This window comes from Pseudoalteromonas sp. NBT06-2 (assembly GCF_002276045.1).
In the GTDB taxonomy this organism is placed as follows: Bacteria; Pseudomonadota; Gammaproteobacteria; order Enterobacterales; family Alteromonadaceae; genus Pseudoalteromonas.
In genome coordinates, this window is record NZ_NQMR01000164.1 from 1 (window position 1) to 11,796 (window position 11,796).

The 11,796-nt window shown below is 34.3% G+C and carries 9 protein-coding genes; 6 read left to right on the forward strand and 3 right to left on the reverse strand.

Annotated elements, in window-relative coordinates; translation table 11 throughout:
• Positions 1-148: 148 nt before the first annotated feature.
• Positions 149-1,654: a guanosine-5'-triphosphate,3'-diphosphate diphosphatase gene (gene gppA, locus CJF42_RS22235; protein ID WP_095368771.1), complete on the reverse strand. Its 1,506-nt coding sequence runs from the start codon at positions 1,652-1,654 to the stop codon at positions 149-151.
• A gap of 32 nt (positions 1,655-1,686) precedes the next feature.
• Positions 1,687-2,949, reverse strand: a complete 1,263-nt coding sequence (rhlB, locus tag CJF42_RS22240; RefSeq protein WP_095368772.1) for an ATP-dependent RNA helicase RhlB — start codon at positions 2,947-2,949, stop codon at positions 1,687-1,689.
• Positions 2,950-3,040: 91 nt separating this feature from the next.
• Between rhlB and trxA the strand changes: the two genes are divergently transcribed.
• The 3 genes from trxA (at position 3,041) to CJF42_RS22255 (ending at position 6,174) form a co-directional block, all read left to right on the forward strand.
• On the forward strand, positions 3,041-3,367 hold the full coding sequence (gene trxA, locus CJF42_RS22245; RefSeq protein ID WP_095368773.1) for a thioredoxin TrxA: 327 nt from the start codon (positions 3,041-3,043) through the stop codon (positions 3,365-3,367).
• A 181-nt stretch (positions 3,368-3,548) separates the two neighbouring features.
• The gene (rho, locus tag CJF42_RS22250; protein WP_095368774.1) at positions 3,549-4,808 is read left to right on the forward strand and encodes a transcription termination factor Rho; all 1,260 of its coding nucleotides are present in this window, start codon (positions 3,549-3,551) and stop codon (positions 4,806-4,808) included.
• Positions 4,809-4,920: 112 nt separating this feature from the next.
• Positions 4,921-6,174: a methyl-accepting chemotaxis protein gene (locus tag CJF42_RS22255; protein ID WP_095368775.1), complete on the forward strand. Its 1,254-nt coding sequence runs from the start codon at positions 4,921-4,923 to the stop codon at positions 6,172-6,174.
• Here the strand turns inward: CJF42_RS22255 and CJF42_RS22260 are convergent, their stop codons facing one another.
• The gene (locus CJF42_RS22260; protein WP_095368776.1) at positions 6,175-9,000 is read right to left on the reverse strand and encodes a tetratricopeptide repeat protein; all 2,826 of its coding nucleotides are present in this window, start codon (positions 8,998-9,000) and stop codon (positions 6,175-6,177) included.
• Between the two features lie 164 nt (positions 9,001-9,164).
• On the opposite strand from CJF42_RS22260, the gene CJF42_RS22265 reads away from it, so the two are divergent.
• The 3 genes from CJF42_RS22265 to CJF42_RS22275 form a co-directional block, all read left to right on the forward strand.
• Positions 9,165-9,746, forward strand: coding sequence for a DNA-J related domain-containing protein (locus CJF42_RS22265; RefSeq protein WP_170940710.1), 582 nt, complete (start codon positions 9,165-9,167; stop codon positions 9,744-9,746).
• Between the two features lie 66 nt (positions 9,747-9,812).
• Positions 9,813-11,282, forward strand: coding sequence for a 4-hydroxy-3-polyprenylbenzoate decarboxylase (ubiD, locus tag CJF42_RS22270; RefSeq protein ID WP_095368778.1), 1,470 nt, complete (start codon positions 9,813-9,815; stop codon positions 11,280-11,282).
• An 83-nt stretch (positions 11,283-11,365) separates the two neighbouring features.
• A partial coding sequence (locus CJF42_RS22275; RefSeq protein ID WP_252097699.1) for an FAD-binding oxidoreductase occupies positions 11,366-11,796 on the forward strand: 431 nt, incomplete at its 3' end.

Consider the following 11,796-nt stretch of genomic DNA (forward strand, 5'->3'; position numbering starts at 1 on the left):
AAGTGTTTTTTTGAGAAAAGTTATATTTACTTTTATTTAGATTGCATATTAATCAATATAACTCTTTTACCAACAATAAAGTACTAAACAAACCCTTTATACCCGTGCTACTTGGAAATGCAGGTTTCAGAGCATGGATATATAATTGTTAAATCGTATTAATCACTAATTTCCAATCTACTTTTTTTTGATAATACACTTCTTGTTCTAACTCTGTTCTCATCAAAGGGTGTTGATCTAACCATGTTTTAGGGAACAATATATATAAAGCATTATTTTCAGATTTAAGTTTAATTAAAGGTAATACATCATTTTTTCGCCTCATCGCTAAAATAACCGATAACCTTAATATTCGAATAAGCTTTTCTGCATGAGCTTTGTTCACGCCCAGTGATGAAAGTTGCTCACTGTCAATATCTGCTCTATGTTCAGATACTAAAGCAACTAATAATTTTTGTTGTGTCTGATTAAAGCCGGGCATAAGTGTATTTTTAAGAATATAAGCAGTATGTTTTTGATATTGTTTATATTCAATTAATAGACCGACTTCATGTAATAACGAAGCGGCGTTCAGCATCGCAATACTATCATCAGTTTTATCAAACCATCTACTTTCTAGCTGTTGTGCAAAGGATACAGCTAGATCAGAAACTCTTTGCCCTTGACTCTGATCGACATGATACCGTTCTATAAAGCTATCAATTGTACGTTTTCGTATATCATGGTTTTGTAATTCTTTAACCATACTATATAAAACACCTTCTCGTAGGGCTCCTCCAGCTAGCCCCATAGTGTCTATTTCAAGTGATTCAAATAATGCGATTAAAATAGATAAGCCAGAAACAAATACTAATCTACGATCTTCTACTAAACCCGGTAATGCTAACTGCTCTATCGTTTTATATAATACAGCTTGTTTTTTTATACTATTAAGTTTGTTTAAGGTTAAATTTTCATCAAGACCCTGAGCTAGCATAATTTCTTGAATCGCCTGCACTGTACCTGATGCACCTGATGCACTTTTCCAACCCACATTTATATATATATCTTTTATAGGTGCGATCATTTGATGTGCAGCAGCAGTAGCTAAATCAAAATTATCTAAGGTTAACTTGCCATCTTTAAAATACTTTTCAAGATAAGTAACACAACCCATATTGAGACTTTTGTAATTTAACGGCTCGAATGCGTCACCGATAATGACCTCAGTACTTGCGCCACCGATATCAACTACAAGCTGCCTACCACAAAAAGCGGAAGTATGCGCCACACCTTTATAGATAGTTTTAGCTTCTAGTTCCCCACTAATAACTTCCAATTTATGACTTAGAATTTTTTGAGCTTTATCTATAAACTGTTTTGCATTAACAGCTAATCGTAGTGTGGCTGTTGCCACTATTCGAATATTTTTAGCTGGTATATCCTGCAGCCTTTCAGCAAATAAATATAAACACTCCCAACCTCTTTGCATTGCCTCGATACTCAGAGTGTTATTATTATCTAGACCTGCAGCTAAACGCACTTTACGTTTAACCCTACCTATTGTTTGCAGGTCTCCTGCAACTGATTTTGCGATTAGCATATGAAAGCTATTTGAACCTAAATCAATTACAGCATAAATATTTTGATGCTGATGTAAAGCAGCTACAGCCATTGGTACCTCTCAATCCTTGTGACTTTTGACTTTTATCTTGGGCGGTGATGACTTGGTTTACGTCCGCCATAACGATTTCTATTTTGACTAGGATGACTCCTACGTTTTTGCAATACTGGCACAGTTAAATCATCAAGTAACGCCTCTCTATCATAATGAGATAATGGAATCGCATGTTCAATATACTCTTCTACAGCTTGGAGATTATAAGCATATTTCTCACATGCAAAACTAATCGCATGTCCTGATGCACCAGCACGACCAGTTCTACCTATTCTATGTACGTAATCTTCACAATCATCTGGTAAATCAAAATTAAAAACATGACTCACTTCTGAAATATGTAATCCACGAGCCGCAACATCTGTTGCAACTAAAATATCAATATTACCTTTAGTAAACTGATCTAGAATTGATAAGCGTTTTTTCTGAGCAACATCACCCGTTAATAAACCAACTCTATGTTTATCAGCATTTAACCAAGCATGTATTGTTTCACAGCTATGTTTTGTATTAGCAAAAACGATTGCTTTTTCTGGCCACTCATCTTCAAGTAAAGTTAAAAGTAAAGGCATTTTATCTTCTTGTGAAGGTTGAAATAACTCTTCTTTAATTCTTTTGCCTGTTTTTTGAGTTGGGTCAACTTGAATATGCACAGGATCTGTCATATGTTCGAATGCTAATTCTTGTACTTTATATGACAATGTCGCTGAAAATAATAAATTTAAACGACTAGCTGCTTCAGGCATACGTCTAAATATATAACGGATATCTTTGATAAAACCTAAATCGAACATACGATCGGCTTCATCCAATACAACAACTTCAATATCATTTAAGCTATAAAAACCTTGTTTATATAAATCAATCAACCGACCTGTGGTACCAATTAAGATATCAACACCATTTTCTAATTGTTCCCGTTGTTTTTCATAATTTTCGCCACCATATACTAAACCTAAGTTAAGTTTACAGTGAGGAGCGAGTATGTTTGCATCTTTATGGATCTGAACAGCTAACTCCCGAGTAGGAGCCATTATCAGGGCTCTAGGATGTTTGCTTGGTCCTTTGGTATTTTTTAACAGGTGGTGACATGTCGCAATTAAAAATGCGAGCGTTTTACCAGTTCCTGTTTGTGCTTGCCCTGCGATGTCACGTTTTTGTGCGACAAAAGGAAGGCATTCAGCTTGAATGGGTGTGCAATATTCAAACCCATTAGCGCTTAAACCGGTTACCACTTCCGGTGCAATATCAAAGTCCGCAAACTTTTTTTCAGTCAAATGTGTATTATTCATAGCGATAAAGCATAACGCTTAAGCTTGCAATAAGAAACAATAGTGTTTAAATACGCACTAAATAAATTATCGAACCACAATGGAGAGCGTGATGAGCGACAAAATTATTACATTAACAGACGATAGCTTTGAATCAGATGTACTAAGTGCATCAAGTCCAGTATTAGTAGATTTTTGGGCCGAATGGTGTGGTCCTTGTAAAATGATAGCGCCTATTCTTAGCGAAGTTGCAGTAGAATTTAAAGGTAAGGTTACAATTGGTAAATTAAATATTGACCAAAACTCAGCTACAGCGCCTAAATTCGGTATTCGTGGTATCCCAACTTTACTTCTTTTCAAAGACGGTCAAGTTGCTGCAACTAAAGTGGGTGCTTTATCAAAAACTCAACTAGTTGAATTTATTAACGAAAACATCTAGAAATAGTAAAATAAAAAAGGGCTTCGCCCTTTTTTATTTTATTTTTTTTGTATAAAGGCTGGACGAGTCGCAAAAGAGCTGCTAGTTTATAAAGCCAACGAATATTCCAATTTAATTTCTGAAAACCCAATCAAAACTGAAATCAATTGAAACACTACACAAACAGTGAAGACCCCATCCTATGCATTTACGCGAACTTAAAGACAAATCAATAAACCAACTTGTAAAACTAGCTGAGTCTATGGGACTTGAGCATGTTGCACGGCTAAGAAAACAAGACATTATTTTTGCTATTTTAAAAGCACATTCTAAAAGTGGTGAGAATATTTTTGGTGGTGGTGTATTAGAAATATTACAAGATGGTTTTGGCTTTTTAAGATCTTCGGAGGCCTCGTATCTTGCCGGCCCTGATGATATTTATATTTCACCAAGTCAAATTCGCCGTTTCAGCATGCGAACAGGTGATTCAATTTCAGGTTTAATTCGCCCACCAAAAGATGGTGAACGTTATTTTGCTCTATTAAAAGTTAACGAAGTTAACTTTGATAAGCCTGAAAATTCACGTAATAAAATATTGTTTGAAAACTTAACACCTTTACATGCTAATGACCGATTAAGAATGGAACGTGGTAATGGTAGTAAAGAAGATTTAACATCTCGTATTATTGATTTAGCTTCGCCAATAGGAAAAGGGCAACGAGGTTTATTAGTTGCTCCACCTAAGGCTGGTAAAACGATGTTACTTCAAAACATTGCTCAAGCAATTGCACATAACCACCCTGAATGTGAATTAATGGTGCTATTAATTGATGAACGTCCAGAAGAAGTTACAGAGATGCAACGCTTAGTTAAAGGTGAAGTTATTGCTTCAACTTTTGATGAACCGGCAAGCCGTCACGTACAAGTAGCAGAAATGGTAATAGAGAAGGCAAAGCGATTAGTTGAGCATAAAAAAGATGTTGTTATCTTATTAGATTCTATTACACGTCTTGCACGTGCATATAACACTGTAATTCCATCTTCAGGTAAAGTACTTACCGGTGGTGTTGACGCTAATGCATTACATAAACCAAAACGTTTTTTTGGTGCAGCTCGTAACGTTGAAGAAGGTGGTAGCTTAACAATTATTGCAACTGCGCTTATCGATACAGGCTCTAAAATGGATGAAGTTATCTATGAAGAGTTCAAAGGTACCGGTAATATGGAATTGCACTTAAATCGTAAAATTGCTGAAAAACGTGTATTCCCGGCTATTGACATTAATCGCTCAGGTACACGACGCGAAGAACTATTAACTAAGACTGATGAACTACAAAAAATGTGGATTTTACGTAAAATCGTACATGAAATGAGTGAAGTATCAGCGATTGAATTCATGATAGATAAATTATCTATGGACAAAACAAATGCCGCGTTTTTTGCCTCAATGATGCGAAAGTAACACCTATATTAGACATTTAAATAAAAAATACCTGCTAAATGTAGGTATTTTTTAGCTCAAAACTAAATTATGTTCTATAACTTAATTAAATGGAATTTATTAATTTGAGATTATGCCTGCCACCAAAATTGCTTTTTTGTTACTCTCCGGTTTATTAATCCTACATCTAGCATTATTAAGCTACTTTTCAGCTGAGAGTAATATTTTCATAATAATAATTGTCTCAGATCTTATTATCACTTTAAGCTTATATGGCTATTTAAAAAACTATTCATCTATGAAAGAAAGTTACTTAAATAACCTTGCAAGCTCAATTAACAACTCTGAAAAAATATACTTTAAGTTTCGTTTTGACGAACAAGAAAAACAACCACCTGAATGCCTTGCAATTAACAATTGGTTAGAACTAATAGATCATTTATTTACAGAAATTTATGCTTCTACGGCAAGGTTAACCCCAATGGCAGGTGAGCTACATGAAACCTATAGCTCTATGACTCAAAAAGCAACCATGCAGCATAGTCATGGTGAGATTTTAAGTCAATCATTGAATGATATGCTTGAAGTATCTCGTAACTTAGATAGTAACTTAGACGATATATATAAAGCGGTAAATGCATCCACAACATCAGTAAAACAAACTAGGGGTGATGCAAATAAAAGTCAAAATAGCTTAATTGAGCTCGCAAAAAAAATCGAACAAACGAGCAAACAAATAGATGAATTAAAATATGATAGCGATCAAATCAGCTCTATTATAGAAGCCATTAATTCGATTGCAGAACAAACCAACCTATTAGCGCTTAATGCTGCTATAGAAGCCGCAAGAGCTGGAGAACAAGGTAGAGGGTTTGCAGTTGTAGCTGATGAAGTAAGAAGTCTAGCCAATAGAACAAGTCAAGCTACTCAAGAAGTTGCAGGTATGATAGCTAAAATACAAAAAGGCACTGATTCTGTGCATCAATTAATGTTGCAAAGCCATCAAGAAACAAAAAAAACAGTTAGTTTGTCAGAAGAAGCAACAAAAGAGGTTGATCAAATAGAATCTGCTATGCTAGATATTCAAAACCTGTCTGAAAAAATCTACCAGCAAGTACAGCAGCAAAAATCAGTCTCCGATGAAGCGCAATCATCAGTAGATGCACTACTGGAGCTAAATTCTGATGCACTTTCCAGTTCAAAAATACAAGCAGTCTCTAGTAACGACATACAAAAACTATCAGTCAGTTTGAAAGAAAAATTAGAAATGTTTGATTTCAATGATATGCTTTGGGATACAGGTATCAGAGATAATAAACCGCTCCAAGAAAACAAAGTTCACAGCAATCAAGAAGATGAAAAAATCGGTGACGTAGAGCTCTTTTGATTATTCTTGTAAAATAATCATATTTAATTCATTTAATAAACCATCTGCATGTATATCAATGACATCTACCCCATTATTTTTTAGATGAGACTCTAAGCGCTTTGCATACTCAGACAAAACTTTAAAACCAAACATCTGTGCGGCACCAGCAAGCTTATGTGCTTGTTGTTCTATTGTATATAAGTCATTTTCTTTTATTGCCTGCACTAAATTATTTTTTTCTACTATTAAACTATTTTTAAAATCAGTAATCAGATCTGACATATCAAGCATATTCATTGCTTGATATGCTTCATTTAATCCATTTTGTGAATCACAATACTGAGCAACTAACTCAATGAAAATATTTCGTTCAATGGGTTTTTTTAAATGGCCATCAAAACCTATAGAAAGATATTGCTCAATCTCATGAGACATTGCATTAGCTGTTAATGCAATAATAGGTTGAGAACATCCACATTGCCTCAATAAAGTAAATGCTTCTATACCATCCATTTCAGGCATTTGTATATCTAATAAAATCAGTGTTGGATCATGTTGTAAAAATAACTCAACCGCCTCCTTTCCGTTTTTTGCACATACCACCTCAGCACCTAAACTCGTTAATAATCGTGCGATTAAACGGCGATTATCATCATGGTCTTCTGCAAGTAGTACCTGACCACAAAATGAAGTGTTTACTTGCTTACTTTCTAATTCAGATGATTCATATGGTAGATAAATATCATTACTCTTTTGATCAAAAGGCAAAAACAATGTAAAAACACTTCCTTTATAAACTTCACTTTGTACCGAAATTTCTCCATTCATTATTTTAGCAAGCTGCTCTGATAAGCATAAACCTAAACCAGTACCGCCAAAGCGGCGACTTATACTTGTATCACCTTGTGTGAAACTTTCAAATAGTAACTCTAACTGCACATCATCCATTCCGATACCAGTGTCTACAACTTTAAAAATCAATTCATCATTTACCACTGATATTTCAAGTGAAACACTACCATTTGAAGTGAACTTAATTGCATTTGAGCATAGATTTATTAAGATCTGTTTTAAACGAAAGCTATCAACATTAATAATAAATGGATTGGATAATGAATGAATGATTTCAAAAATAAGCCCTTTACTCTTGGCTTGCTTTTTAAATATATTATTAAGTTCTTCGAGTATGATATTTAAATCTTGATGTTGTAATTCTAGCTCTAACTTATTTGCTTCTATTTTACTTAAATCAAGAATATCATTTATTAATTCAAGTAAATGCAAACTATTGTTATGAATAATAGATACTTCTTTACAGATAAACTCTTGCTCAACATCACCCAATACAATCGCTTCTGCTTGTCCAATAATAGCTGTAAGAGGTGTTCTTATTTCATGGCTCATATTAGCTAAAAACTGGCTTTTAACATTATTAGCTTGCTGTAATTCTTGCATCAAACATTCAAGCTCTTGGGTTCTTTGCTTTACTTGTACTTCTAATGTTAACTTTGAGTTACGCTCTATATTTCGGCGGAAGATAAAAAATAAAATAAAAAAAAGCAAAAAAATCGCAACAATAATAAAGTTACGTTTTTGAGTAACTTGATCCATTTCCAGTTGTTGTAATTTTTTAGATTGCTCTAACTGCATCACTTGTTGTTTTAACTTCTGAGCTTCAAAACGTGCAAACTCCTGATTTAAAGCTATATTAGATGATTTATTATTTTCCTCTATATATAAATGATGATTTTTTATCGCATTTTGCGTATCTCCTTGTGCAGCTTTAATGAGAGATAGTAACGCTAAATTTTCTGATATTTGCTCTTCATAGCTGAGCTTATTTGCAATTTGAGTTGATTTTTCTAATGCTTGTAACGCTTCATCAAACTGACTTTTATAAAACAAAGCTTTTGCATAGCTAAATAAACTACCTGCATAAGCACTTTTATGCCCTTGAGCTAAGCTTAATTCTACCGCTTGCTTAGCGTAATCAAGTGCTTTGTCACTTAATTCTAAGCGATTAAATAGCTCAGCTAAATTATGTAATTGAGAAGCTGAATTATACAAATCACCTTGTATTTTATAATAATTAAGTGACTTAAATAAATATTTTTTCGCTAATTCGTATTGCCCTGAATCTTCATAAGTAGCACCTAAATCACCATAAGCTAAAGCTAAACCTTTTTCATCACTATATGATTTTCGTGCAGAAATAACTTTTTTGAGGATCTCTATTGCAACATCAAAGCGTTTAAGTCGAACATAAAGGCTTGCTATGTTGTGACGAATATCTACCTGATCTTTTTCAGTACCTTTTTCCTGATAAATAGTTTCAGCTTGTTCATACATTTTTATCGCTTCAGATACATCACCTGTAGCGGCATACACCAAACCTATATTACTCAATAAATTAGCGTGTTTTATGGGTTCTAAATCGGGTTGATAAAATGATAGAGAAGATTGATAAGCACTTAACGCTTCATCATGATTACCTAAATAATAATGCATTATGCCAACCATTTTGTAAGCTAGCGCTTCTTGATCTACAATTTGTTGATCATGAGTGATTTTTTGAAATTTCTTAAAGTCTGATAATGCGTTTTTAAAGTTCCCTAATGAGAAATGAGCTTTACCTCTCACATTTAAAACGGATGCTTTTTGTGATGGACTGATCCTAGGTAAACTAAATAATTTATTCGCTTTTTTTAAAGTAAGTTCATGATCAGTTTCATGGGTTAATCGAGACAACTTAGCATCAAAATCATTAATATTAGCGACAGCTAAATTCCCATTAAGTATGAAAATAATAAGAAATGTAACTAAACTGTGCTTAAAAAAAATCATAAACTTTACCCTAAATACATGCTAATAATTAATAAGTGATAATAAATTCAATACTTTAGAAACATACTAGTTATATCATTATATCTGGTCAGAGCATAGTAGCCATCTAAAGCAATAACTATAATGTTGTATAATTACATTTGATAAGTTAAGTGGAGATAACATTGCCAAAAAATCCATTAATAGAAGTTATTTTTGATTGTTTATTGAAAACCCCTTGCTGGAAAGTACATACGTTAGCAAATTTTTTGATTCAAAATAATAACTTAAAAAGGTTAGATACTGACTGTAACAAAGACTTATTTAAAAAAAACTTCATTATTATGAATGCCTTATTTCAATTAAGCTGCAACCTTATTGGTAGTGGGTATATACTAATAATAGAACCTCTTGAGATTCGTTTAGCCAAAATAAATGAAAAAAAACTCTCAAAGCCAAATAAAAACTTAAAAGACTATTACCTTGACTGGAATAACTTCGAAACTGATAGTAAAGATATTGAAGTTTTATTTAATTCTTTTTGGCAGAGTTATTTAACTTCAAAAACAAAAGAAAGCATAAACCCCAAAATGATTAGCGATGCGCTTAATTATTTTGAATTACCAAAAAATGCTACATCAGAACAAATTTCAAGACAATGGAAAAAGTTAGCTTTAAAATATCATCCAGATAAAGTGAATGGTGACAAAAATAAATTTCAACAACTACAAGTTCATTGGCAAGTATTAAAAACAGCTTTGAACTAAAAACGACAATATCACTGTAAATCGGTATAATGCAACTAATTATTATTTGCCATAACGACTAGCATAATGAAATACAAAGACCTGCGGGATTTTATAAAGCTACTAGAAGAAAGAGGTCAGCTTAAAAGAATCACGCAAGAAATCGACCCTTATCTAGAAATGACAGAAATAGCCGACCGCACATTGCGAGCAAAAGGCCCTGCGCTGTTATTTGAAAACCCTAAAGGTTATTCAACCCCAGTACTTGCCAACTTATTTGGTACGCCTCAAAGAGTTGCCATGGGCATGGGTAAAGAAGATGTTTCATCATTACGTGAAGTGGGTAAATTACTCGCCTTTTTAAAAGAACCTGAACCACCAGCTGGTATCAAAGAAGCTTTGAGTCAAATTCCCAAATTTAAACAAGTTTTTAATATGCCACCAAAAGTGGTAAAAAAAGCACCTTGTCAAGAGGTAGTACTTGAAGGTGATAATGTTGATTTAACTAAGCTACCAATTCAACATTGTTGGCCTGGTGATGCCGCGCCATTAATAACTTGGGGTTTAACCATTACCAAAGGACCTTATAAAAAGCGCCAAAACTTAGGTATTTATCGCCAACAATTACTTGGTAAAAACAAAATAATAATGCGTTGGTTATCTCATCGTGGTGGTGCGTTAGACTTTCAAGAATGGTGTAAAGAAAACCCAGGTGAACCATATCCAGTATCTGTTGCATTAGGTGCCGACCCTGCCACCATATTAGGGGCAGTGACCCCTGTACCTGACACTTTAAGTGAATATGCGTTTGCAGGCCTTTTACGTGGTAGTAAAACCGAAGTTGTAAAATCAATTTCAAATAAACTACAAGTACCAGCAACTGCTGAATATGTATTAGAAGGTTATATTGCGCAAGGTGAAACAGCACCCGAAGGACCTTATGGCGATCATACTGGCTATTATAATGAAGTTGATGACTTCCCTGTAATGACTGTCACGCATATTACCCATAGAAAAAATCCTATTTACCATAGTACATTCACAGGACGCCCACCTGATGAACCAGCAGTGTTAGGTGTGGCATTAAATGAAGTTTTTGTGCCTATATTACAAAAACAGTTTCCTGAAATTGTCGATTTTTATTTACCACCTGAAGGCTGCTCATACCGTATGGCTATTGTTACCATGAAAAAACAATATCCTGGTCACGCTAAGCGTGTAATGATGGGGGTTTGGTCTTTCTTACGTCAGTTCATGTATACCAAGTTTGTGATTGTATGTGATGATGATGTCAATGCCAGAGACTGGAATGATGTCATTTGGGCTATCACTACCAGAATGGATCCTGCTAGAGATACGACTATGATTGAGAATACGCCTATTGATTATCTCGATTTTGCTTCGCCAGTTTCGGGCTTAGGTTCAAAAATGGGTTTAGATGCCACTAATAAATGGCAAGGTGAAACTGATAGAGAATGGGGTGAACCCATCGTAATGGACCCAAAAGTAAAAGATAAAATAGATCAGATTTGGGGCTCTCTCAATATTTTAGACTAAATAACATCAAACAAACAATGGGCACTAGTTAGCGCTCACTTAACATAAAACATAACCAGATCAAAGTCGTAAAAGGTAATATAATGCAAGAGTTAAAGGCCAATATTGTTGCTATTAGCCCACTTAGTGAGTTTATTTTCAAAGTTGAATTAAAACCAGAACAATCCGTAGAGTTTTCTGCAGGCCAATATTTACAAGTGGTGTTAGGCGAAAAAGACAAGCGCGCTTTTTCTATTGCAAGCCGCCCTAGCCAAAATAACTTATTAGAATTACATATTGGCGCAACAGCTGCTGATGCTTATGCGATTCAAGCACTAGATCATTTGCGAGAACACCTTAAAAACAATACTCAAGCAACACTAGAAGTTGGTTTAGGCGTTTCACAATTACGTGAACAAAGTGATAGACCTATTATCATGCTTGCTGGGGGTACTGGGTTTTCATATGTAAAATCTATGGCAGACCACTTAGCTGAAGTTGGCTGTGATCGCCCTGTATTTTTTTACTGGGGTGT

Excerpts from the sequence above, each read along its gene's own strand:
- ubiD (WP_095368778.1), top strand. The coding sequence starts at position 9,813 with ATGAAATACAAAGACCTGCGGGATTTTATAAAGCTACTAGAAGAAAGA.
- gppA (WP_095368771.1), bottom strand. The coding sequence starts at position 1,654 with ATGGCTGTAGCTGCTTTACATCAGCATCAAAATATTTATGCTGTAATT.
- trxA (WP_095368773.1), top strand. The coding sequence starts at position 3,041 with ATGAGCGACAAAATTATTACATTAACAGACGATAGCTTTGAATCAGAT.
- rho (WP_095368774.1), top strand. The coding sequence starts at position 3,549 with ATGCATTTACGCGAACTTAAAGACAAATCAATAAACCAACTTGTAAAA.
- rhlB (WP_095368772.1), bottom strand. The coding sequence starts at position 2,949 with ATGAATAATACACATTTGACTGAAAAAAAGTTTGCGGACTTTGATATT.
- CJF42_RS22260 (WP_095368776.1), bottom strand. The coding sequence starts at position 9,000 with ATGATTTTTTTTAAGCACAGTTTAGTTACATTTCTTATTATTTTCATA.
- CJF42_RS22255 (WP_095368775.1), top strand. The coding sequence starts at position 4,921 with ATGCCTGCCACCAAAATTGCTTTTTTGTTACTCTCCGGTTTATTAATC.